General features: G+C 69.2%; 27 protein-coding genes, 1 tRNA gene and 1 pseudogene. 11 read left to right on the plus strand and 18 right to left on the minus strand.

Annotation, left to right across the window (positions count from 1 at the left end):
- Position 1: 1 nt before the first annotated feature.
- Entirely contained in the window at positions 2-628 is a 627-nt protein-coding gene (locus tag LCL87_RS01825) for a response regulator transcription factor (protein ID WP_225016053.1), read from the minus strand.
- Positions 625-1833 carry a sensor histidine kinase gene (locus tag LCL87_RS01830; protein ID WP_225016055.1) on the minus strand — a complete coding sequence of 403 codons (1209 nt, stop codon included), beginning with the start codon at positions 1831-1833 and terminating at the stop codon, positions 625-627. Before LCL87_RS01830 ends, LCL87_RS01825 begins: the two co-directional genes overlap by 4 nt.
- 127 nt (positions 1834-1960) lie before the next feature.
- Here LCL87_RS01830 and LCL87_RS01835 point away from each other — a divergent pair, with 127 nt between their 5' ends.
- Positions 1961-3028 (plus strand): ABC transporter permease, encoded by a 1068-nt coding sequence (locus LCL87_RS01835; protein WP_225016056.1) that lies wholly within the window; start codon positions 1961-1963, stop codon positions 3026-3028.
- Positions 3029-3057: 29 nt separating this feature from the next.
- A complete protein-coding gene (locus tag LCL87_RS01840; protein WP_225016058.1) occupies positions 3058-3750 on the plus strand; it encodes an ABC transporter ATP-binding protein in 693 nt (230 codons plus the stop codon).
- Here LCL87_RS01840 and LCL87_RS01845 read toward each other — a convergent pair.
- A complete protein-coding gene (locus LCL87_RS01845) occupies positions 3734-4573 on the minus strand; it encodes an SDR family oxidoreductase (RefSeq protein ID WP_225016060.1) in 840 nt (279 codons plus the stop codon). The genes LCL87_RS01840 and LCL87_RS01845 overlap by 17 nt on opposite strands.
- 149 nt (positions 4574-4722) lie before the next feature.
- Positions 4723-4866: a hypothetical protein gene (locus tag LCL87_RS01850; RefSeq protein WP_225016062.1), complete on the minus strand. Its 144-nt coding sequence runs from the start codon at positions 4864-4866 to the stop codon at positions 4723-4725.
- Positions 4867-5102: 236 nt separating this feature from the next.
- On the opposite strand from LCL87_RS01850, the gene LCL87_RS01855 reads away from it, so the two are divergent.
- On the plus strand, positions 5103-5519 hold the full coding sequence (locus tag LCL87_RS01855) for a helix-turn-helix domain-containing protein (RefSeq protein WP_225016064.1): 417 nt from the start codon (positions 5103-5105) through the stop codon (positions 5517-5519).
- A 106-nt stretch (positions 5520-5625) separates the two neighbouring features.
- Here the strand turns inward: LCL87_RS01855 and LCL87_RS01860 are convergent.
- Positions 5626-5701, minus strand: a tRNA-Ala gene (locus LCL87_RS01860).
- 165 nt (positions 5702-5866) lie between these two features.
- Positions 5867-6661 carry a divisome protein SepX/GlpR gene (sepX, locus tag LCL87_RS01865; protein WP_225016066.1) on the minus strand — a complete coding sequence of 265 codons (795 nt, stop codon included), beginning with the start codon at positions 6659-6661 and terminating at the stop codon, positions 5867-5869.
- A gap of 515 nt (positions 6662-7176) precedes the next feature.
- Between sepX and LCL87_RS01870 the strand changes: the two genes are divergently transcribed.
- Positions 7177-7926: an MspA family porin gene (locus tag LCL87_RS01870; protein WP_225016068.1), complete on the plus strand. Its 750-nt coding sequence runs from the start codon at positions 7177-7179 to the stop codon at positions 7924-7926.
- Between the two features lie 63 nt (positions 7927-7989).
- Here LCL87_RS01870 and LCL87_RS01875 read toward each other — a convergent pair whose 3' ends face one another.
- From LCL87_RS01875 to LCL87_RS01885, 3 genes are read right to left on the minus strand one after another with little or no spacing between them, the layout of a single operon-like run.
- Positions 7990-8649, minus strand: a complete 660-nt coding sequence (locus tag LCL87_RS01875; RefSeq protein ID WP_225016069.1) for a GNAT family N-acetyltransferase — start codon at positions 8647-8649, stop codon at positions 7990-7992.
- On the minus strand, positions 8633-9892 hold the full coding sequence (glp, locus tag LCL87_RS01880) for a molybdotransferase-like divisome protein Glp (RefSeq protein ID WP_225016071.1): 1260 nt from the start codon (positions 9890-9892) through the stop codon (positions 8633-8635). Before glp ends, LCL87_RS01875 begins: the two co-directional genes overlap by 17 nt.
- A gap of 53 nt (positions 9893-9945) precedes the next feature.
- Entirely contained in the window at positions 9946-10869 is a 924-nt protein-coding gene (locus LCL87_RS01885; protein ID WP_225016073.1) for a UTP--glucose-1-phosphate uridylyltransferase, read from the minus strand.
- Positions 10870-10930: 61 nt separating this feature from the next.
- Between LCL87_RS01885 and LCL87_RS01890 the strand changes: the two genes are divergently transcribed.
- The 4 genes from LCL87_RS01890 to mscL all read left to right on the plus strand — a co-directional run bounded on the left by LCL87_RS01890 (position 10931) and on the right by mscL (position 13245).
- The gene (locus LCL87_RS01890) at positions 10931-11521 is read left to right on the plus strand and encodes a 5-formyltetrahydrofolate cyclo-ligase (RefSeq protein WP_225016074.1); all 591 of its coding nucleotides are present in this window, start codon (positions 10931-10933) and stop codon (positions 11519-11521) included.
- Between the two features lie 113 nt (positions 11522-11634).
- On the plus strand, positions 11635-11916 hold the full coding sequence (locus tag LCL87_RS01895; protein ID WP_225016077.1) for an FmdB family zinc ribbon protein: 282 nt from the start codon (positions 11635-11637) through the stop codon (positions 11914-11916).
- A 108-nt stretch (positions 11917-12024) separates the two neighbouring features.
- Positions 12025-12729 carry an SAF domain-containing protein gene (locus tag LCL87_RS01900; protein ID WP_225016079.1) on the plus strand — a complete coding sequence of 235 codons (705 nt, stop codon included), beginning with the start codon at positions 12025-12027 and terminating at the stop codon, positions 12727-12729.
- Positions 12730-12810: 81 nt separating this feature from the next.
- Positions 12811-13245 carry a large conductance mechanosensitive channel protein MscL gene (gene mscL / locus LCL87_RS01905; RefSeq protein ID WP_225016080.1) on the plus strand — a complete coding sequence of 145 codons (435 nt, stop codon included), beginning with the start codon at positions 12811-12813 and terminating at the stop codon, positions 13243-13245.
- A gap of 19 nt (positions 13246-13264) precedes the next feature.
- On the opposite strand, the gene LCL87_RS01910 is transcribed toward mscL, so the two are convergent.
- The 9 genes and pseudogenes from LCL87_RS01910 to mrf all read right to left on the minus strand — a co-directional run bounded on the left by LCL87_RS01910 (position 13265) and on the right by mrf (position 20098).
- Entirely contained in the window at positions 13265-13435 is a 171-nt protein-coding gene (locus LCL87_RS01910; protein ID WP_225016082.1) for a hypothetical protein, read from the minus strand.
- Between the two features lie 2 nt (positions 13436-13437).
- The gene (locus LCL87_RS01915; RefSeq protein ID WP_225016084.1) at positions 13438-13932 is read right to left on the minus strand and encodes a MogA/MoaB family molybdenum cofactor biosynthesis protein; all 495 of its coding nucleotides are present in this window, start codon (positions 13930-13932) and stop codon (positions 13438-13440) included.
- Positions 13933-14012: 80 nt separating this feature from the next.
- The gene (locus tag LCL87_RS01920) at positions 14013-15395 is read right to left on the minus strand and encodes a trypsin-like peptidase domain-containing protein (protein ID WP_225016086.1); all 1383 of its coding nucleotides are present in this window, start codon (positions 15393-15395) and stop codon (positions 14013-14015) included.
- Positions 15396-15560: 165 nt separating this feature from the next.
- Positions 15561-17027 carry a sensor histidine kinase gene (locus LCL87_RS01925; protein WP_510850680.1) on the minus strand — a complete coding sequence of 489 codons (1467 nt, stop codon included), beginning with the start codon at positions 17025-17027 and terminating at the stop codon, positions 15561-15563.
- Positions 17027-17713 carry a response regulator transcription factor gene (locus tag LCL87_RS01930; protein WP_225016088.1) on the minus strand — a complete coding sequence of 229 codons (687 nt, stop codon included), beginning with the start codon at positions 17711-17713 and terminating at the stop codon, positions 17027-17029. The genes LCL87_RS01925 and LCL87_RS01930 overlap by 1 nt, the downstream gene beginning before the upstream one ends.
- 62 nt (positions 17714-17775) lie before the next feature.
- Positions 17776-18387, minus strand: coding sequence for a trimeric intracellular cation channel family protein (locus LCL87_RS01935; protein WP_225016090.1), 612 nt, complete (start codon positions 18385-18387; stop codon positions 17776-17778).
- Positions 18388-18420: 33 nt separating this feature from the next.
- Positions 18421-18593: pseudogene (gene rpmF, locus LCL87_RS01940) on the minus strand (50S ribosomal protein L32).
- Positions 18594-18596: 3 nt separating this feature from the next.
- On the minus strand, positions 18597-18866 hold the full coding sequence (locus tag LCL87_RS01945; protein WP_225016092.1) for a type B 50S ribosomal protein L31: 270 nt from the start codon (positions 18864-18866) through the stop codon (positions 18597-18599).
- A complete protein-coding gene (gene mrf, locus LCL87_RS01950; protein WP_225016678.1) occupies positions 18863-20098 on the minus strand; it encodes a ribosome hibernation factor-recruiting GTPase MRF in 1236 nt (411 codons plus the stop codon). The genes LCL87_RS01945 and mrf overlap by 4 nt, the downstream gene beginning before the upstream one ends.
- A gap of 122 nt (positions 20099-20220) precedes the next feature.
- On the opposite strand from mrf, the gene rpmB reads away from it, so the two are divergent.
- From rpmB to rpsN, 3 genes are read left to right on the plus strand one after another with little or no spacing between them, the layout of a single operon-like run.
- Positions 20221-20457 carry a 50S ribosomal protein L28 gene (gene rpmB / locus LCL87_RS01955; RefSeq protein WP_225016094.1) on the plus strand — a complete coding sequence of 79 codons (237 nt, stop codon included), beginning with the start codon at positions 20221-20223 and terminating at the stop codon, positions 20455-20457.
- A 5-nt stretch (positions 20458-20462) separates the two neighbouring features.
- The gene (rpmG, locus tag LCL87_RS01960; protein ID WP_225016096.1) at positions 20463-20627 is read left to right on the plus strand and encodes a 50S ribosomal protein L33; all 165 of its coding nucleotides are present in this window, start codon (positions 20463-20465) and stop codon (positions 20625-20627) included.
- Between the two features lie 3 nt (positions 20628-20630).
- Positions 20631-20936, plus strand: coding sequence for a 30S ribosomal protein S14 (rpsN, locus tag LCL87_RS01965; RefSeq protein ID WP_225016098.1), 306 nt, complete (start codon positions 20631-20633; stop codon positions 20934-20936).
- Positions 20937-20943 lie beyond the last annotated feature (7 nt).

Raw genomic sequence — 20943 nt, forward strand, 5'->3', positions numbered from 1 at the left:
ATCAGGTGATCACGCCCCGTTCGCGGGCCGCCGCCACCGCCGCGGTGCGACTGTCGACGCCGAGCTTGGTGAACGCGTGCACCAGGTGGGACTTGACGGTGGCTTCACTCACGAACAACTGCTTCGCGATCGCCCGGTTCGACAGCCCCTGCGCCACCAGATCGAGAACCTCGACCTCGCGGGCACTGAGATCCACCCGTGGCTGCTGCATGCGACGGTAGAGCCGTTGCGCCACATCCGGATCCAGCACCGTATCGCCCCGCGCCGCCGCGAAGACCGACTCGATCAGCACCTCCGGGGCGGTGTCCTTGAGCAGATACCCGGAGGCACCCGCCTCGACCGCCCGCAGGATGTCCGCGTCGGTGTCGTACGTCGTGAGCACGACGACCCGCGGCGGATTCTCGACCGCCGTGATCTGTGCCGTCGCCCCCGCGCCGTCCAATCCGGAGCCGAGCCGCAGATCCATCAGCACGACGTCGGGCTTCGTGGACGCGGCCAGCAGCACCGCCTCCTCACCGGACGTCGCCTCGGCCACCACCTCGACGTCGTCGTGCGACGCGAGCAGCGCGCGCAGCCCCGCCCGCACGACGGGATGGTCGTCGACCAGCAGCACCCGTACGCCGCTCACAGTGGCCTCCCCGCCGGAAGTGTTGCCGCAACAGCAGTTCCGTCACCCGGAGCACTTTCCACGACCAACGTTCCTCCCAACTCCGTGAGTCGTTCACGCATGGCACGGAGACCGAATCCGCCGGCCTCCCGCGTATCGAAACCGATGCCGTCGTCGACGACGTCCAGGCGCACCTCGTCGGCCTCGTAGGTGAGCGTCACCCGCACCCGCTGCGCCCGCGAATGCAGTCGCACGTTCGCGAGCGAACTCTGGGCGACCCGCAGCAGCGCGACGTCGTACTCCATCGGCATCGGAAGAGGGTCGCCGTCGGTGTGCAACTCGCCGACGATGCCGGTCTGGTCGCCGAGCTGGGCGACCAGACGCCGCAACGCCGATTCGAGCGGCGCCGATTCCAGGTCGGCGGGCGCGAGTGCGGCCACCACCCGTCGCGCCTCCACCAGGTTCTCCTGTGCGGTGTCGGCGATCTGGCCGAAGATCGGCGCGGGGTCGTTGCCTCGTTGACCGGCGCGGGCCAGCAGCAGGATCGACGAGAAGCCCTGCGCGAGGGTGTCGTGGATGTCCCGGGCGAGCCGCGAACGCTCTTCCAGCGCACCCGATTCACGCTGCAGGGCCACCAGTTCGTCCTGTGCGCCGAGGAGCTCGCGGTGCGCCTCGGTGAGTTCGTCGACCAGCAGTTGCCGTTCCGCGGCCTCGCGCACCAGCAACTGGTACACCGTCGCCATGCCTGCGGCGACGGCCGCGCCGATCAGCGGTCCCACGATCGACGGCACCGTCTCGGTCACGCCGTGCCACAGGCTCGCCGCGATCGACACCACGGTGAGTGCACCGGTCGCCCCGAACGCCTGCGGAATCGTCAGCAGGTGGAAGCACAGGAAGAACAGCGCGAACACGAGCCACACGAAGTTGGGATCCGAGACCACCAGCAACAACCAGCCGAGGACGAGGATGCCCAGCCACGACCGCCCCGACGCCTTGTCGACCGTGCCACCGTCCCGGGCGCCGCGGGCGAAGATCACCCCGCATCCGTACCAGAGGAGTTCCGCAACCGCGATCGCCACGACCCACCAGCCGCCCACGCCCTGCGTGACGAGGACCCGTCCGACCCCGATCGCGAGGAGGAGCACGAAGAGGGTGTGCGCGCCGATCTGCATGGCGCGCAGCACCGGGGCGACACCGCCCGGATGGTACGCGTCGGAGGTCTGCATTTCACTCACGCTAACACCGCCGGCGCACTGCTCGCCGCCGCGAACCCGCACTCCAACTTTCGATGGACCGGGGAAGTCAACCGATGCGCGATGCCCCGATCACCCCTTCTCGGCGACGCTGGATCACATGTTCCTCAGTATTCGAGATCTCCGCTTCGCCAAGGGCCGGTTCGCTCTCATGAGCTCGGCCTTGTTCCTGATCTCCCTGATGGTCGTCATGCTGTCGGGGCTGACCACAGGACTGGGCAATCAATCGATCGCCGCGGTCAAGCACCTCGGCGCCGACAACTTCGCGTTCGGCGAACCCGCCGACGGCCAGTCGCTCTCGTTCGGCGAATCCACCGTCACCGAGCAGCAGCGTGACGCGCTGGCCGCGACGCCCGGAGTCGACGAGGCCGCGATCGTCGGGATCGCGCCGGTCCGGATCAGCACCGGCAGCAGGGAGGTGGCCGCGTCCGCATTCGGCGTCGACGGCAGATCCTTTGCCGCCCCCGTCCCGCTCGACGGCGCATCGGCCGCGGTCGACGCCGACCTCGCGAAGGACAACGGGTGGGATGTCGGCAGCCGGATCACCATCGGCGCACAGACGTTCACGATCGCCGCGCTCGTCGACGACTCCCTCTACAGCCACCAGCCCGTGGTGTGGATGGACCACCAGCCGTGGACGCAGTTGCCGTCCGCCGGCGGCAGCGACGGCACCGTCGTCGCGCTGCGCACGTCGGGCGGATTCGACGCCGACAGCGCCGCCGCGGCGACCGGCACGTCGATCACCGACGAGAAGGGTGCGCTCGACGCGATCGGTTCCTACACGTCGGAGCGGGGCTCGCTGCTCCTCATGCAGGCGATGCTGATGACCGTCAGCGCCCTCGTCGTCGGCGCGTTCTTCACCGTCTGGACCATCCAGCGCAGCCAGGACCTCGCGGTCCTCAAGGCCGTCGGCGCATCCACGAAGTACCTGCTCAAGGACGCACTCGGTCAGTCGCTGATCGTGCTCGTCCTGGGCGCCGGCCTCGGCAGCCTCGCCGCGTTGGGCCTCGGCGCAATCGCGTCGCAGTTCGTGCCGTTCACGCTGACCCTGTCCGGCACCCTCGTCCCGTTCGTCGCGCTGATCGTCATGGGCATGGTGGGCGCCACCGCCGCCCTCGCTCGGATCGTCTCGATCGACCCGCAGGCCGCGCTCGCGACCGCACGCTGAGCCCGCCGACACCTCACGAAAGGACTCCCATGAGCATCGACCTCCGCGACATCGTCCTCACCTACCCCGACGGCGATACCCGGCTCCGCGCCCTCGACGACGTCAATCTCCACGTGGACCGCGGCGAACTGGTCGCCGTGACCGGCCCGTCCGGGTCCGGCAAGTCGAGCGTCCTCGCGGTCGCCGGACTGCTGACCACGCCGGACTCCGGCACCGTGACGATCGACGGCACCGACGTCACGGGCCTCGACCGCGGCGCCCGCACCGACGTGCGGCGCGAGAAGCTCGGCTTCGTGTTCCAGCAGTCGAACCTGCTGCCGTCCCTCACCGCGACCGAGCAGTTGGAGATGATCACGCACCTCAATGGCGGCAAGGTGCGGGAGAGCCGCCGTCGCGCCCGGGACCTGCTGAGCAGCCTGGGCCTCGAGGGTCAGCTCGACCGGCGCCCGAATCAGCTCTCCGGCGGGCAGCGTCAGCGGGTCGCGATCGCCCGCTCGCTCGTGAACGATCCCGCGGTGCTGCTGGTCGACGAGCCGACGTCGGCGCTCGACGAGGAACGCAGCCGAGAGATCGTCGCGCTGCTCGCCGACCTGAGCCGCGAACGCTCCGTCGCGACGGTCATGGTCACCCACGACCTGAGCCAGCTCGATCTCGTCGACGCGGCATACGAGATGCACAGCGGCGCACTGCGCCCGCGCCGGATTCCTACAACAGCGAGCTGAACCGGTCGTTGGCCTTCTGCATCACGAACTCGTACGGCGGGGCGAACTTTCGGGCCCACCAGTAGCCGAACCGGATGTCGCCCGACGTGTAGACCAGGAAACGGTTCTTCACGATCCCGGCGAGGATGCAGTCGGCCACCTTCTCGGGTGAGACGGCGTGCTTCTCGAAGCGCCGGGTCAGCTTCTGCACCCGCGGATCCTGCCGATCGACGCCGGCGATCTGCACCGTCTCGACGAGCGGTGTCTTGACGCCGCCCGGAACCACCAGGCTCACCCCGATGCCGTGCCGCTTGAGGTCGAACCGGAGGACTTCCGACACCCCACGTAGTCCGAACTTGCCGGCGCTGTACGCGGCGTGCCACGGCAACGCCAGCAGACCGGCCGCCGACGAGACGTTCACCAGGTGTCCCCCGCGACCGGCGGCGATCATCGGCGGCACGAATCGCTCGATGATGTGGATGGGGCCCATCAGGTTGACGTCGACCATCGACTTCCAGTGCCGGTGTTCGAGGTTCTCGACCGTGCCCCACGCAGAGATCCCCGCGACGTTCATGACGACGTCGAGGCTGCCGAACTCCTCGTGGACCTCGTCCGCGAAGGCGGTGACGGCGTCGAAGTCGGTGATGTCGAAGGCGCGCGCCGACAGCACCTTCCCGCCGGCGGCGCCGCACAGTCCGACAGTCTCCGCCAGTCCGACCTCGTTCACGTCGGTGAGCACCAACTCGGCGCCCCGGCCGGCCGCCGCGACGGCCGTCGCCCGCCCGATTCCGCTGGCCGCACCCGTGACGAGACACTTCTTTCCGTCGAGCGTTCTGATCGCCATCGTCTGCAGATCCCCCACCTTCGCCGATCGGTTCGTCCGTTCCGGCAGTGTACGTCGCACACGGCGCATCGGCGCCGAACACGACGTCGGCGCGGGGCAGCACGAAATGAACGCCTCGGCGCGTCGGCTGCGTCGGGGCGTCAGGGTCTTCAGAGGCGCTGCGCCATCTCGTCCTGATAGTCGCGGATGGTCTTCTCGATGCCGTCCGCGTCCTCGGGGCGCCCGTGGCTGCGGGCCTCGTCGGCCCGATCGCGCAGCACGCGAATCGCCCTGCGCAATTCGTTGTCGCTCATTCTGCGGTCCATGATCCAAGTCTCCCCGGTGCCGCCGGGGTTCGCCAGCCGATCCAGAATTCGCCGGCGCGTGCCGGAATTGCCGGATCAGGATTCGAGCAACGATGAGGTTATTCGGACGGTTTCCGCATCCATTCCCACCCCTCGTCTACCGCATTCCTCGAGCCCGCCGAACATCTGACCAGCCAACGCTTTCGAGCTACCTACGGGCTATCGCCGGTGCTACTATCATCGCGATGTCTGATTTCGCCGCACGGCTGAACAAGCTCTTCGATACGGTCCATCCGCCTGGCCGGAAGCCGCACACCAACGCGGAAGTGGCGAATGCCCTCATCGCGGACGGCCACAAGATCTCGAAGCCGTACATCTCGCAACTGCGCTCCGGTCAGCGGAGCAATCCGTCGGACGAGACGGTCGCCGCGTTCGCGAAGTTCTTCAAGGTCAAGCCGGCGTACTTCTTCAACGACATCTACGCCTCCAAGATCGATCACGATCTCGAGTTGCTGAATCAATTGCAGGGCTACGGCCTGCGGAGGCTCGCGACCCGCGCCTTCGACCTGTCCGAGGAGTCCCAGACCCTGCTGACGACGCTCGCGGAGAAGCTGCGGGCTGCGGAGGGTCTACCGGAGATCCCTCCGGACGCTTCACGCTGACCACGGTCCGGCGGGACGGTCGCCGTCCCGCCCAGGGCGGCCACCCGGCCGCGCCATCGGCCCAGACACGAAGAAGGCCCCCTCCCGCGGGAGGGGGCCTTCTTCTTGGTGGAGCTGAGGGGAATCGAACCCCTGACCTCTTCGATGCGAACGAAGCGCGCTACCAACTGCGCCACAGCCCCGAACCACGGTCCATCGTTCCCTGACCGCTCCGAAACTCTAACAGGCGATGCCTCCGGAAAACGAATCGGCTGGTCAGCGGCCACAATTCGCGGCCGAGGACGCACAACGCGAAGGGCGCCCGATCGATGATCGGACGCCCTTCGCAAAGCCTGAAAGCCGGACGGCTACTGCCCCGACGCTCGGCGCAGATCGTCGCCGCGGTGGCGACTGTCGTCGTAGCCGTGCCCGGCGGCCTCCGCGTCGTAGTAATCGAGGTGATCGAACGCCGGGTCCCCGTCGTCGACCTCGAGAACCACCGCGCCGGGCCGACGCAACCGCGACGGCACGAGACGCAGTTCGTCGTCGGAGAGCGACTCCACTCCGAGCCGCGACCGGCCGACCCGCGCCATCCGGCGCCGGCGGATGGTCTGCTCCATGTGGACCTGGCGACGCAGGTACGCGAGGTAGAACCCCAGTCCCACGAAGGTCAGTGCGCAGACCCACCACATGACGGGGGTGAGCGCCACGGCCAGTCCCGCAGTGAGGAGGGACGCGAACACCAGACCGAGCACCGAGCGCTGGCGGAACTGGTATCGCGCCGCCTGCGCAATCGCATCGGCCTCGGGGTCGAATCCGCCCCGGCCACGTCGGTCCGGAACGTACTCCCCCGCGGCGCCGCGATCACGCGCCCTCAGGTCGTCGTCGGCGTGAGCGTCCATTCGATCCTCCGCGTCCGTGCCGTAGTGGTCGTCGCTGTGGGTGTCACCGTGATGCGGTGCGGGTCGCCAGTTCGGGTCGCTGCGGTGCCCCGCCGCGGGACCCCGCGCCGTCCGCTTCGCCCCGCCCCGGAACAACACTCGAGTCGCAAGCGCCGCGTCGGTCGTCTGCCGGATGCGAGGCCGCCTGCTGACAAGCATCGGAACAAGGACGAACAGCCAGACGGCGACGAGCGCGATCCAGATGATCGAGGAACTCGGCATACCGGCGACCTCCTCCCATTCGTCTACCAGCACTGATGTCGCCAATGACCCGTTCAGGGTAGTGGCAGCCAGGCCTCCATCGTCGCAGACGCGCCGACTCAGGATTCGCAGGTGTCACACCCGTCACTCGATTATCACCTCTCGAGGAAGAAATTGCAGCCTCGAGATTCCCCTGTGCCGCGAGGCGTCCGGGCCGCGCAGCAATCGAGTCCCGGATCGAACAGTCGTGCCGGCATCGATCCGGTCCTCGCCGGGCGACCCGGCGTCTCGACGAAACGCGGCACTGCGCCCGAAGCGCCCTGTAGCCGTCCGAAAAAGCGACAAAACTCGGCGCCGATTCCAAATCGTTAGCGCCCCTTAATCAAATCTAGGAAAACAAGTCGCCAAAATCTTACGAATCGGTGATGCAGCGCCAATACTGCATCCGGGACAGGCGCCCTCGGAGGAGACCGTCCCACACCGCCCGAGGCCGGAGTTCGCTCCGGTCGCGCAACAAACGAAGACGAGGAATTCCCATGCACGTGAATCACCGGTCTTTCCTTCGCCAGTTTCGCCGCCGCACCTTCGCGCGCTCGGCCACCGCGGTCATCGCGGGCACGGCGGCCCTGATCCTGACGGCCAATGTGGGTACCGCAGGCGCCGAGGTGACTCAACAGGAAGACACCTCCGCGCACACCGTCAGCTTCGACGGCTGGGATCTCAACGTCGCGCAGACCGGGCAATCCATCAACAGCGTGCAACCGCTGTCGGGCAACCAGTTCACGCGCGACCTCTTCGCCAGCCAGCGCGCGCTCGCCACGGTGAGCGGCAACGGCAGCTCGCCCTACACCGGCGGCACCCTCGAGGTCGGCTACCAGATCGGCTACCAGGCCGACGTCTCCAACGGAGCCGTCATCACCGGCAACGCCGGTCTCACTCCGGGTGCGGTCTTCATCCCGGAGGTCTCGGAGAACCTGATCCTCACAGCCGACCCCAACGTCCCTGCCGTGGTCGAACTGTTCAACGGGCAGGCACTCGAGCTGGGTGTCGAGGCACCGGTTGAGGGCAACCTCTCGACGCAGGTCGCGCCCGGCACCATCGCGACCGTGCCGGTGCAGAAGAAGGAGTGCAAGTCCACGCAGTGCGCCATCACGCTGCGCGACGTGCACCTCGAGGTCAATCACGCACTCGGCACGGTGTCGGTGCGGTCGTACGCGATCTTCACCGCGTCGACCGACGTGGCCGACGACGTCGTGGTCAGCTACGGCCCGCCCGTCATCGTGTGATCGACGGCCGAGCGGCCTCGTCGGGCGTCGGGCCCCGGCGGGGCCGCTCGGCCGTTTGCGCCGTCAGCCCCAGGTGGCGCGGCCGGAGCGCACCAGCCGGTCCGAGATCGAGCCGGGCACCTCCTCCACAGTCATCGCGACCAGCAGGTGGTCCCGCCACTGGCCGTCGACGTCCAGGTAGCGGCGCAGCAAGCCCTCCTCGCGAAACCCGGCATGCTCCAGAACCGCCCGGCTCGCAACGTTTTCCGGGCGCACGGTGGCCTCCACCCGATGCAGGCCCATCGGGCCGAAACAGTGGTCCAGGCCCAGCGCGAGCGCCCCGGTGGCAACGCCCTGACCGCCCACGTCTTTCGCGACCCAGTAGCCGATCCACGCCGAACTCAGAGCGCCGCGGATGATGTTGCCGACGGTGATCTGTCCGCAGTAGTGGCCGTCGAGTTCGATGACCATCGGCAGCATGCGGCCCTTGCGGGCCTCCGAGCGCAGACTCGAACACAGTCCCGGCCAGGCCGTGACGTGGTGCCGGTCGTCCCACGACGCGTGCCCCGTGGGTTCCCACGGCTCGAGGTGGTCCCGATTCACGATCCGCAGCCGACTCCACGTCGCCGCATCACGTAACCGAATGGGCCGCAACGTCACTCGACCCGCCGGCACTCGCAGCGGCCCGACCCGGGCCGGCCACCCCGGATGAATCGATCCGCCCCGCTCAGCCCCGCTGCGCAAGGAACGCGACTTCCACCTCTTCACCGGCACGAACCTCGGTGACCTCGGGATCGACGAGCACCAGGCAGTTGGCCTCGGCCAGCGTGGCCAGCAGGTGCGACGACGCCCCCGGGGCGCCACCGAGCGCCTGCACGAGGTATTCGCCGGTGGATTCGTCCCGCATCAGCTGCCCGCGCAGGAAGCCCTTGCGGTTCGCGATGGACGTGATGGGGGCGACCGAGCGGGCCGTGACGATCCGCCGCATCGGCTGTCGCCGGCCGAGGGCGATGCGGATGAGCGGCCGCACCATCACCTCGAACACGACGAGCGCGCTCACCGGGTTCGACGGCAGCAGGAACGTCGGAACCTCGTCCCGCCCGAGCTGCCCGAAGCCCTGCACCGATCCGGGGTGCATCGCCACCCGCTCCACCTCGAGGTCGCCCAGATCGGCGAGCGCCTCGCGCACCTCGTCGGAGGCTCCGCCACCGACAGCGCCTGCGATGACGACGATCTCGGAGCGGATCAACTGTCCCTCGACGACCTCGCGCAGGCGGCGCGGGTCCATCGTCGCGATGCCGACCCGGTTGACGTCGGCGCCGGCGTCGCGCGCGGCGGCCGCGAGCGCGTACGAGTTGACGTCGTACACCTGGCCCGGGCCGGGGGTGCGGTCGATGTCGACGAGTTCGCCACCGACCGAGATAACCGACAGCCGCGGGCGCGGATGCACGAGGACCTTGTCCCGGCCGACCGCGGCGAGCAGCCCGACCTGGGCCGCGCCGATGATCGTGCCCGCCCGGACCGCGACGTCGCCCGGCTGGACGTCGTCCCCGGCCCGCCGGACGTAGTCGCCGGACCGGACCGGCTTGTAGACCTTGACCCGCACGTGGCCGCCGTCGGTGCGGTCCATCGGCAGGACCGCGTCCGCGAGTGTCGGCAGCGGCGCACCGGTGTCGACCCGCACCGCCTGACGCGGTTGGAGCCTGATCGGCTGGCGCGAGCCCGCGGTGACCTCACCGACGACCGGAAGGGTGAGTTCGGTGGGTTCGCCGTCCTCGCCGCGGATATCGGTACCCGCGGCGAGGACGTCGACACTGCGAACTGCATAGCCGTCGATGGCGGCCTGGTCGAAGCCGGGCAGTGGCCGTTCGGTCACCACTTCCTCGGCGCAGAGCAATCCCTGCGCCTCGGAGATCGCCACCCGGACGGGCCTGGGTGCCACCGCCGCAGCAGTCACTCTCGACTGCTGCTCCTCAACCGAGCGCATGTGGTTTCTCGTCCTCCAGACCCTGTCGACCCGACCTGCACTGCTGCGAACCGCTATTCGGCGGAGGGCTGCTCCAGTCGGTCGGTCAGCCACTCGCGCAGCGACGGGCCGTACTCCTCGCTGTTCAACGCAAAGTCAACCGCAGCGCGCAGGTAACCGCCGGGATTTCCCAGATCGTGTCGAGATCCGCGGTGGACCACGACGTGGACGGGATGCCCCTCGGCGATCAGCAGCGCGATCGCGTCGGTGAGCTGCAGCTCGCCGCCCGCGCCCGGGGTGATCCGGCGCAGCGCATCGAAGATCGCGCGATCGAGCAGGTACCGGCCCGCCGCGGCGAACGTGGACGGTGCGTCCTCCATCGCCGGCTTCTCGACCATTCCGACGACCTTGAGGACGTCCGGGTTGGTCGCGTCCGGCACGGTCTCGACGTCGAACACGCCGTAGGCGCTGACCTGCTCCTTGGGGACGTCGATGGCGCACAGCACGCTGCCGCCACGCTTGGCGCGCACGCGGGCCATCGTGTCGAGCACACCGCGCGGCATCACCAGGTCGTCGGGCAGGAGCACCGCGATGGCGTCCTCGTCGTCGTCGAGTACGGCCTCGGCGCAGCCGACCGCGTGACCGAGGCCCAGCGGCTCCGCCTGCACGACGGAATCGACCTCGAGCAGACCCGGAGCCTTCCGGACCTTCTCGAGCAGGTGGTACTTGCCACTGGCTTCGAGCTTGCTCTCGAGGACGAGGTCCTCGACGAAGTGAGCGACGACACCGTCCTTGCCTGGCGACGTCACGATGACGAGGCGGTTGGCTCCGGAATCGGCCGCCTCTCCTGCCACCAACTCGATGCCCGGGGTGTCCACGACCGGGAGTAACTCCTTCGGGACGGTCTTCGTCGCAGGTAGAAACCGCGTTCCCATGCCTGCAGCGGGCACGACCGCCGTCCGGAAGCACCTGTTGTCATTGGTGACGGCATCTGTCATAACTCACCACCCTATCCATCCGGCCCCCGCGGCCGGACGGAGCGATCCTAAGGTGGCGGTCATGAATTCGCTCTCCAAGGCGGAATGGCGTGCTCACGTCCTCCGCGCGCGCCGCGAAGTGACCCCCGATACCCGGGCGTCGGAGGCTCGGTCGCTGGCCGAGGCCGCAGTTGCGCTCGCCGCCGCATCGGCCCCCGCGGGCGCGACGGTGTGCGCGTACGTGCCCGTCGGCTCGGAACCCGGTTCCATCGAGATGCTCGACGCACTGCGCGCGGCCGGGTTCCGAGTGCTTGTTCCGGTCACCGGCGAGCCCGGCCCGCTCGAGTGGGCCGAGTTCACGGGCGCCGACGATCTCGCGGCAGCGGGACACGGCCTCCGCGAGCCCACGGGGCCGGTGCTGCCGACCGGCGAGGTCGCGTCGGCGGCTGTGATCTTCGTGCCGGCGCTCGCCGTGGACGAGTGCGGCGCCCGACTGGGCCGTGGAGCCGGGTTCTACGACCGCACCCTCGGTTCCGCCGATCCCGGCGCCGCCCTCGTCGCGGTGGTCCGGGACTCCGAGCTGGTGCCGTCGCTGCCGGCCGATCCGCACGACGTGCCGATGAGGTACGCGCTCACCCCGGGTCGAGGGCTGGTCCCGCTTCGAAACGAGTGACGTTCGCGACGTTCGGGCACCTGCGGAAATAGGATGCTGGTTTTCGCTGTTGGCACTGTCGACTGTAGAGTGCCAACACCTGCGGTTTGACTACACAGTGCGGAGGAAACCCAGTGCCCACCTACTCGTACGCCTGCACCGAGTGCGACAACAAGTTCGACATCGTGCAGTCGTTCAGCGACGACACCCTGACCGTGTGCCCGGCGTGCTCGGGCAAGCTCCGCAAGCTGTTCAACTCGGTCGGCATCGTGTTCAAGGGCAGCGGCTTCTACCGCACCGACAGCCGTGGCGGCAGCTCGAGCACCGTCAGCGAGCCCGCGAAGAAGTCGGAGTCGACCTCGGCGTCGTCTACGTCCTCCACCACGAGCGGGTCGAGCACGGCCGCCGCGAGCTAGTCTCCGCCGGACCCACTTTCTCCACAGCCCCCGGCCCATCCACAGGCCGATCGGTTTCCCCACGAACGCCTCGGCCGGTTCCTCGCACCCGGCCGTAGCGTCCGGGGCATGCCGAAGTATTCCGTCCGTTCTCGGGGGCCGAGTCACGATTCGCCACTGGCGCCGACCCTGCTCAGCAGGATCGGCGCCGCTGTGCGTCCGGACTGGGCCCGCACCGACACGGCACGTCGCATCACCGCCGGTGTCCTGATCGTCGCCGCCGCGGCTCTCCTGCTGCGCGACGGCCTGCGCGACTCGGGAGCGCCCGTCCTCGTCGCGGCGCGCGATCTGACGCCCGGCACCATCCTCACCCCCGACGACGTCCGGGCGGTCGATCGCTTGGATCCGGACCTGCCCGAGGGGTCCGTGCGCGTCGTCGCCGACGCCTCCGGCCGCACCGTCGCCTCACCGGTCCGGGCGGGCGAGATCCTCACCGACGTCCGCCTACTCGGCCCTCGACTCACCGAGGCCGCCGCCGGATCACCCGACGCGCGCATGGTGCCGGTCCGGCTGACGGATCCGGGTCTGTCCGAGCTCATCCGCGCCGGCGACCGTGTCGACGTCCTCACCGTGGATCAGACGTCCGGGACCACCGAAGCGCGACGCCCCACCGCCACCGTGCTGGCGACCGATGCCACGGTCGTCCTCGTCGCCCCCGAATCGTCGGGTGGCGGACGGCGCGACCGCGTGGTGATGCTCGCGCTGCCGGCACCGGCCGCGGGCGCGGTGGCGACGGCGTCGCTGACCGACGCGCTCACCGTGACACTGCGCTGACGACCCCCGCCTCGCATCCCGGTCAATTAGGGTCGCTGGTGCACTCGACATCCGCATGACATCCGCACCGAGGGGGCACAGATGCTCAAGGGATTCAAGGACTTCCTGCTCCGGGGAAACGTTCTCGATCTGGCCGTCGCCGTCGTGATCGGCGCGGCATTCACCGCGATCGTGACCGCGTTCACCGGGAACATCATCGAACCGCTCATCGCGGCGCTCGGCGGCGACAACGACCTCGGCTTGGGAAAGGAGCTCGTCGAAGGAAACCACGCGACGTTCGTCGACATCGGTGCCGTGATCACCGCGATCATCAACTTCGTCATCATCGCGGCGGTGGTCTACTTCGTCCTGATCGTGCCCGCGAACGCCGCGAAGGCCCGTTTCGCGACGGTGAAAGAGGACAAGAAGGCCAGCGAGGCCGATCTCCTCATCCAGATCCGCGACATCCTGGCCGAGGGAAGGATCGGCAAGTCGTCGGCCTCACCGGACGGCAAGCACACCCAGGTCGACGACTGACCTTTCCGCAGAACCGATCTCAGCCGTGGTGCGGCGGCACCTGACGACGCAGCCAGTCGTCCTGGGTGCCGCCTGCGTCGCCGCGTGAGTCGCCGTCACGGGACCGCTCGTCCGACGTCTGGTCGGGCAGGACCGTCCCGAACACGGCGTCCAGCCGTGCCCGGTCGATTCCCTTCTTCTTTTCCTGCATCACTACTCGTCGATCGCCGACAACTGGCCGATGACGTGGCTCGCGAGCGGCGTCAGCGTTGCCATGCCGTCACGCACGGCCGCGCGCGACGACGCGAGGTTGGCGACCAGGGTGCTGCCCGAGATGCCGACCAGCCCACGCGAGATCACCGCGTCGACCGCGCCGGCCGCCAGACCCGACGACCTGAGCGCCTCACTGATACCGGGCAACTCGCGATCGAGCACGTCGGCGGTCGCCTCCGGTGTGACGTCGCGCGGGGTGACGCCGGTGCCGCCGACCGAGATCACCAGGTCGACACCGCCGATGACCGCGGTGTTGAGCGCGTTGCGGATCTCCACCTCGTCCGCGGTCACCGCGACCGTCGCGTCCACCAGGAATCCGGCTTCGGTGAGCAGTTCGGTGACCAGCGGGCCCGTCGAGTCGAGGTCGCCGTGGGCGGTGCGATCGTCGACGATGACGACGAGTGCCCGCCCGGCCATCGGTGATTCGAGTTCCATGGTTCCCACCGTAGTGGCAGCGCCCGACGACGTCCGGACGTGGCGGCGAATCCGCGGCGCCGGGCGCCTTCCGGAGTCCATCAACGGCCGGCCGTGGTCGGCGCGGTGCCGAGTTCGACGTCGACGGTCTTGGTGTTGCCGGACTGGTCCTTGTACGTGACGCTCACCTTGTCGCCGGGCGCGTGCGACCGGATGGCGGCGATCAGCGAATCGCCGCTCGTGATCACCCGATCGTCGACCTTGGTGACGACAGCACCCTTGGGGATGCCGGCCTTCTCGGCCGGCCCGCCGCCGGTGACGTCGACGACCGTCGCGCCGCCCGCCGATTCCTTGGCCGACACCTGGACACCGATGATCGCCTGCGTCGCCTTGCCGGTCTTCACCAATTCGTCGGCGATGCGCCGGGCCTGGTCGACGGGGATCGCGAAGCCGAGGCCGATCGAACCGCCCTGTCCGCCGGCCGTCGCGATCGCCGTGTTGATGCCGATCAGCTGGCCATCCATGTTCACCAGCGCGCCACCCGAGTTACCCGGGTTGATCGCGGCATCGGTCTGGATCGCGTCGATCACGGTGTTCTGGTTGCCGGTCTCGCCGCTGGTCGACACCGGTCGGTCGAGCGCGGAGACGATGCCGGCCGTGACGGTGCCCGCCAGGCCGAGCGGCGAACCGATCGCGACGACCTCCTCGCCGACCTTGACGTCCTCGGAGGAGCCCAGTTCGATCGGCGTCAGCCCCGACTTGCCGTCGACCTTGATGACCGCGATATCGGACGTCGGGTCGGTGCCGACGAGTGTGGCCGGCGCCGTGCTGCCGTCGGCGAACGCGACCAGCAGTTTGCCGTCGGTGCCGCCGCCGGCGATGACGTGGTTGTTGGTCATGATCAGTCCGTCGGACGAGAGGATCACGCCGGAACCCTCGCCTTCACCGCGGGTGCCCGCGACCTGGATCTGCACGACGCTCGGGACGACCTTCTCTGCGACGGCCTCGACCGAGCCCGCCGGCGCGTTCGACGCGGGGCTGGTGCTGGCCTTCGGCGCGTCTAGCGCGTTCGAGACGGGAGCGTTGCTGCCGTTGTTCGACGATGCGAGCGAGCCCACGACACCACCGATGCCGCCGCTCACGAGCGCGAGCGCGACGGCGCCGGCGACGAGGGCCGTCCGGCCCACCCGGCGAGGCTCGGAGGAGGGCAGCGGAGCACCCGTGGTGGGGAGGGTTCCCGTGGAGCCGACCGTCGGGATCTGCTCGGTCGGGCGGTAGCCCGCCTGGTAGCCGGGCTGCTGCGGGTAGCCCGGGTAGCCGGCGCCCTGCGGCGTCGTCGGGTGGTATCCGGCGCCTTGGCTCCACGGGTCGCGGGGAGCGGACGGCTGCTGCCCTTCGCCCTGCTGGTGGGCGTTCGGGGCGGGATGACCCTGGTAGGGATTGCCCTGGTTCGGGTCACCGTGAGGATTACGGTCGTCGGTCATCGCACCGCTTTCTGTCCGGACCGCCTGTGTCGGGCGGCGCTGGTGGTCGCTGACTACCAGACTGCCCGGCCCGTCTGAGAGGCCGCTGAGACGGTCCTTTCAGTTTCCCGTGACCTTATCGCCCTGGCCAACAGGTCAATTCGGACACGAAACCGACCGGACGGGTCAGCGCCCGTCGGCCTCCGGCTCCCCCGGCAACACGATGCGGATCCGGGCGCCGCCCCGATCCGACGTCTCGACCGCGATCGTGCCGCCGTGCTTGACGACGACCTGCCGGACGATGGCCAGACCGAGGCCCGATCCCGGCATCGAGCGGGATGCGGTGGACCGGTAGAACCGCTCGAAGACCAGTTCGCGGTCCTCGATCGGAATGCCGGGACCGGCGTCGTCGACGACGAGTTCGAGCAGCCGGTCGCCGATCTGCCGCATCGTGACGTCGACCCGTTCCCCGGTCGGGCTCCACTTGGCCGCGTTGTCGAGGACGTTGAGGACCGCACGGGACAGCCCGGCCTGGTCGCCGTAGATGAACCACGGCGTCGTCTGCGCCTCGAAGTCGATCTCGTTGCGGCGGCGCCGCGCCTTCTCCAGAGATCGTTCGACGACCTCGCTCAGATCGACGAGTTCGAACACCGTCTCGGGGGCGTCCTCGCGGGCCAGGTCGACGAGGTCGCCGACGAGCGTGGACAGCTCCTCGATCTGCGCGACGACGTCCGCGCGCAGATCGGCCATGTCCTCGTCGGGGATGCTCGGCGCACCGGGGCGGCTGGACGCGATCAGCAGCTCCATGTTGGTGCGCAGGGACGTCAGCGGCGTGCGCAGTTCGTGCCCGGCGTCCGCCACCAGGCGGCTCTGCCGATTCCGCGACTCCCCCAGTGCACGGAGCATCGTGTTGAAACTGGTGGTGAGTCGGGCGAGTTCGTCGTTGCCGGTCACCGGGATGGGCGTGAGGTCGTCGGTGCGGGCGACGCGTTCGGCCGCGGCGGTCAGCCGGGCGATCGGCCGCAGACCGGTCCGTCCCACAGTGGTGCCGGCGGCCGCCGCGAGCACGACGCCGCAGCCGCCCACCACGAACAGCACCCATGCGAGGCGGTCGAGCACGTCCTCGGTGGGTTCGAGGCGCTGCGCGATCACCAGGGTGCTGCCGTCGCGGGTCCGCTCGGCCAGTACCCGGTTGCCCTCGACGGTCCGCAGCGACGAGTCGAGTTGCCCGCGGGCGACGGCGAGTTCGGCGGGTCCGATCGGCACCACGGAACCCGGCGGAATGTACTTGTTCAGGTCCGGGAAGATCAGCGCCACACTGATATCGGTGGTGTAGAGGGTGGCGCCCGCGATGTACCGCGGATCGAACGTGATGAGGTCGTTGTCGACGATCGCCGATGCGCGGGAACGCAGTTGGTGGTCCACGTCCGCGTACAGCGCCCGCGACACCACCGCGTACGCGGCGAACGCCATCAGCGCCACAGCGATCGCGACGACCGACGTCGCGAGCAGCGTCACGCGCCAGCGCAGCGACACCGACCGCGTCAACGGCATCGGGGGCCGCATCTCGTGCTGCACGGGCCGCATGGGGCGGAACGGGGGCAGCGGACCGGGCTGTGGCGCCGGACCGGACCGGCCGAAGGGCGTACCCATCACGGAGGCGTCTCCCGCAGGACGTAGCCGACACCGCGCACCGTGTGGATGAGGCGCGGCTCGCCGTCCGCCTCGGTCTTGCGGCGCAGGTAACCGACGTACACCTCGAGCGCGTTGCCCGACGTCGGGAAGTCGTAGCCCCACACCTCCTCGAGGATGCGGCTGCGGGACAGGACCCGGCGCGGGTTCGCCATCAGCATCTCGAGCAGCGAGAACTCGGTGCGGGTGAGGCTGATCGATCGCCCGCCGCGGGTCACCTCCCGGGTCACCGGATCCAGCGTCAGGTCCTCGAACGTCATCGCCTCGGAGTCGTCACCGGCCACCGGCGCCGTCCGGCGCAGCAGCGCGCGCAGGCGGGCCAGCAACTCCTCGAGCGCGAACGGCTTGGGCAGGTAGTCGTCGGCTCCGGCGTCCAGGCCGGCCACTCGCTCCGACACCGAATCACGGGCGGTGAGAACGAGAATCGGCAGATCGTCGCCGGTGCTGCGCAGGCGACGGCAGACCTCGAGGCCGTCCAGGCGCGGCATCATCACATCGAGCACGAGCGCATCGGGGCGCGACGCCGTGACCTTCTCGAGGGCGTCCATCCCGTCGACAGCGAGGTCGACCGTGTAGCCGTTGAAGCTCAGGGATCGCCGCAGCGACTCCCGCACCGCCCGGTCGTCGTCGACCACCAATATGCGCATGCCGACATTTTGACCCCACCGACTGAGATCCCGCTGAGAGGATCCCGTTCACGCGTGTCGGGTCACTCCCGGGACAACCGCGGACCGGGCAGGGACCATCGCCGCCACATCGCGAGCAGGCGCAACCCCGACGCCACCACCGTGCCGATCACGAGCGAGGTGTCGTCGGTCAGACCCGCCGACGTCCCCGCCACCACGAGCCCGGCCCCCAGCAGCGCCGGGATGGCGTACAGGTCGCGGTGCAGCAGCAGCGGCACCTCGTTCACCAGGACGTCGCGCAGGATGCCGCCGCCGATGGCGGTGGTGGCCCCGATCAGCACCGACGCGAGTACCCCGGCACCGGCGTCGAGCGCGATCACGGCGCCGGTGCTCGCGAACAACCCCATGCCGAGCGCGTCGAGCACCAGGATCTCCCGGCGCAGCTTGCCGAGCGCCGAGTGCAGGAAGAACACCACGACGGACGTCGCGACCGCCGTCCCGAACAGCGGCCAGCTGGTCAACGACGTCGGCGGATGGATCCCGAGCAGGATGTCACGCACGATACCGCCGCCGATGCCTGTGAAGACTCCGACGACGCACACCCCGAAGACGTCGAAGCGCTTGCTGACCCCGACGAGGGCACCGGACGCGGCGAACGCGACGATGCCCACCAGCTCGAGGATCTTCAGCAGCACGCCGACAGCCTCGCACGGACGCCGTGTCGACGATCACAGGCGCGACGGATCGATCACCCCCAGTCGAATACCGCGGACCAGCCGTCGCGGTACGCGGAACGACTGTCCGCCCACGGTCACCGTCACCAGATCGGGGCAGCCGTCTTCCACTGTGCTCGCCGGCTTCGGGTGTTGGCACGCGACAGGCGCCGCTTCGGTACCGCCATCGCTCAGTCCCCCAGGCTTCCACGACGGACCCGGCGGCCGTATCGGCGCTCGAACCTCTCGACCCGGCCCTCGGTGTCGACGATGCGGTCCGCTCCCGTCCAGAACGGGTGGGACGCGCAGGTGACGTCGACGACGACCAGCGGATAGCTTCGACCGTCCTCCCACACCACGGTGCGGTCGGTGCGTGCCGTCGACCTCGTCAGAAACGCCGTCCCGGTGTTCGCGTCCTGGAACACCACGGGTCGGTAGTCGGGATGGATTCCGGTTTTCACGATGCCTTCTCTCCGTTCTTCTCGAGCGCGCCCAGGGGTGCCCCGGCGCACGGGTCGGTGTGGAACTCGCCGAACGGGTCGTCCCAGGTGGGCCACGACGCCTCGTCGACGAGTTCGCGTTCGGTGAGCAGCGCCCACCCGAGTGCGGCGGTGATCTCCGCGGGTTCGACGTCGTGAACCAGGGCCACGATCGAGGTGTCCCGGTCGCCGAACCGCGCATCCCACCCGAGGGCCGCGAGAGCCAGGCGCTCCGGATCGACGACCGAAACTTCTTCGTCGGTCATGTCGGCGCGCCAGCGGTCGGCAGCGGCCACTCGTAGTCCCCCGCCGGCGGATTCGAGCCACAGCGCGACGTCGGGGCGGGTCGCGAGCCAGAGTCGACCGCGGGCGGTGACGACACCGTCGAGCAGGACGTCGATCGCCTCGTGCAGTCGGCCCGGATGGAACGGGCGGCGCGCCGTGAACTCGACGAGCGCGACGCCGTGATCCTCGTCGAGCGGCGGGCGCCCGCGCAGCAGCGGCGAGTGGGCACCGTCGACTCGACCGCGCCGGGCGTCGGCGCCGATGCGCGGCACGAGCGCGGGTCCGTCCGCGACCGACGAGATCGGGGCGCCCGGCGCGAGCCGGGCGAGCACCGCGCGAACCCTGTGTATCGACCACGGGTCGGACGCGGCGTCGTCGACCACGAGCGCGTCGGCGAACGCGACCTGCCCCACCGCGACCTGCGCGACGGTCCGGTCGTCGTCGAGGTCCTCGTCGCCGGTCACCGCGTCCCACCACCCGTCGACGTCGAGGCAGGTGACGACGCCCTCGACCCGGACGTCGCGGGCGGCCGGCCCGTCGATCTGCCCGACGACGCCTACCACCGGCACGTGTTCGATCGCCCAGCACACCGCCTCGGGCTCGAACGCGGGGTCGAGTTCGAGGACGACCCGATGCACCGAGCTGCGCGCATGCAACTTCCGTAGCAATGGCAGCAGGTCGTACCGCAGCGTGCAGGACACGCACCCGTGGGCGAGTTCGAGGATCTCCACGGTCACCGCCGGGGCGTCGACCGATCCGGTCGTGATCGTCCGGCGCACGACCCCCTGCCCCAGGTCGGCGAGATCGTGACGGACCACGACGGTGCCCGTGTCCGCGTCACCGAGGAACGAGCGGGCCGTTTCGTGCACCGGCCCGCTCCACCCGCTCACGAGCACCAGTGGAGTGCGGCCGTCCGGTAGCTCCGACAGCGCAGCCACAATCAACCCCTTTCGAAAACGATTGTCATTAACGATTGAGGAGGATACGCTCATTCCGTGTTATCGACAACTGTTTTCAACAACCCGCCGTTCGTGGCCGGAAAGGAGCCCCCGTGTCCGCTCACTGCCAGGTGACCGGCAGACGCCCCGGCTTCGGCCGATCCGTGTCGCACTCCCATCGACGGACCAGTCGGCGCTGGAACCCCAACATCCAGAGCAAGACGTACTTCCTGCCCGGGGAGGGCCGCCGCGTCACCCTGCGCGTGACACCGAAGGGCATTCGAACGATCGACCGCGACGGCATCGAAGCCGTCGTCGCCCGCATCCGGGCGTCCGGAGAGAAGGTCTGAAAACCATGGCAAGCAACGAGATCCGCCCGCTCACCAAACTCGTCTCGACGGCGGGAACCGGCTACCGCTACTACACCCGGAAGAACCGGCGCAACGACCCCGATCGGCTGATACTCCGCCGCTACGACCCGGTGGTTCGCCGACACGTCGACTTCCGAGAGGAGCGCTGACCCGTGGCGAAGAAATCGAAGATCGTCCGGAACGAACAACGCAAGGTGATCGTCGCGCGCTACGCGCCGCTCCGCGCGGAACTGAAGGAGACGATCCGGCGTCCGTCCAGCACGCCGGAGGAACGCGCCGCAGCACAGTTTCTGCTGGCAGGGCTGCCGCGGGACGCGAGTCCGGTACGATTGCGCAATCGAGACACCGCGGATGGACGTCCGCGCGGTCACCTGCGAAAGTTCGGCCTCTCCCGCATACGGGTACGCGAGATGGCCCACCGCGGGGAGCTGCCAGGCGTGCACAAGTCGAGCTGGTAAGGAAGAA

The organism is Prescottella equi, from assembly GCF_020171745.1.
In the GTDB taxonomy this organism is placed as follows: domain Bacteria; phylum Actinomycetota; class Actinomycetes; order Mycobacteriales; family Mycobacteriaceae; genus Prescottella; species Prescottella equi_A.

Bases quoted from the DNA above. Each gene is read 5' to 3' on its own strand.
- sepX (WP_225016066.1), bottom strand. From the start codon at position 6,661: ATGCCGAGTTCCTCGATCATCTGGATCGCGCTCGTCGCCGTCTGGCTG.
- LCL87_RS01910 (WP_225016082.1), bottom strand. From the start codon at position 13,435: ATGCAGGAAAAGAAGAAGGGAATCGACCGGGCACGGCTGGACGCCGTG.
- LCL87_RS01890 (WP_225016074.1), top strand. From the start codon at position 10,931: ATGAATTCGCTCTCCAAGGCGGAATGGCGTGCTCACGTCCTCCGCGCG.
- LCL87_RS01885 (WP_225016073.1), bottom strand. From the start codon at position 10,869: ATGACAGATGCCGTCACCAATGACAACAGGTGCTTCCGGACGGCGGTC.
- LCL87_RS01930 (WP_225016088.1), bottom strand. From the start codon at position 17,713: ATGCGCATATTGGTGGTCGACGACGACCGGGCGGTGCGGGAGTCGCTG.
- mscL (WP_225016080.1), top strand. From the start codon at position 12,811: ATGCTCAAGGGATTCAAGGACTTCCTGCTCCGGGGAAACGTTCTCGAT.
- rpmG (WP_225016096.1), top strand. From the start codon at position 20,463: ATGGCAAGCAACGAGATCCGCCCGCTCACCAAACTCGTCTCGACGGCG.
- LCL87_RS01835 (WP_225016056.1), top strand. From the start codon at position 1,961: ATGTTCCTCAGTATTCGAGATCTCCGCTTCGCCAAGGGCCGGTTCGCT.
- LCL87_RS01840 (WP_225016058.1), top strand. From the start codon at position 3,058: ATGAGCATCGACCTCCGCGACATCGTCCTCACCTACCCCGACGGCGAT.
- LCL87_RS01900 (WP_225016079.1), top strand. From the start codon at position 12,025: ATGCCGAAGTATTCCGTCCGTTCTCGGGGGCCGAGTCACGATTCGCCA.
- LCL87_RS01870 (WP_225016068.1), top strand. From the start codon at position 7,177: ATGCACGTGAATCACCGGTCTTTCCTTCGCCAGTTTCGCCGCCGCACC.
- LCL87_RS01855 (WP_225016064.1), top strand. From the start codon at position 5,103: ATGTCTGATTTCGCCGCACGGCTGAACAAGCTCTTCGATACGGTCCAT.
- LCL87_RS01845 (WP_225016060.1), bottom strand. From the start codon at position 4,573: ATGGCGATCAGAACGCTCGACGGAAAGAAGTGTCTCGTCACGGGTGCG.
- LCL87_RS01925 (WP_510850680.1), bottom strand. From the start codon at position 17,027: ATGGGTACGCCCTTCGGCCGGTCCGGTCCGGCGCCACAGCCCGGTCCG.
- LCL87_RS01830 (WP_225016055.1), bottom strand. From the start codon at position 1,833: ATGCAGACCTCCGACGCGTACCATCCGGGCGGTGTCGCCCCGGTGCTG.
- LCL87_RS01920 (WP_225016086.1), bottom strand. From the start codon at position 15,395: ATGACCGACGACCGTAATCCTCACGGTGACCCGAACCAGGGCAATCCC.
- LCL87_RS01915 (WP_225016084.1), bottom strand. From the start codon at position 13,932: ATGGAACTCGAATCACCGATGGCCGGGCGGGCACTCGTCGTCATCGTC.
- glp (WP_225016071.1), bottom strand. From the start codon at position 9,892: ATGCGCTCGGTTGAGGAGCAGCAGTCGAGAGTGACTGCTGCGGCGGTG.
- LCL87_RS01850 (WP_225016062.1), bottom strand. From the start codon at position 4,866: ATGAGCGACAACGAATTGCGCAGGGCGATTCGCGTGCTGCGCGATCGG.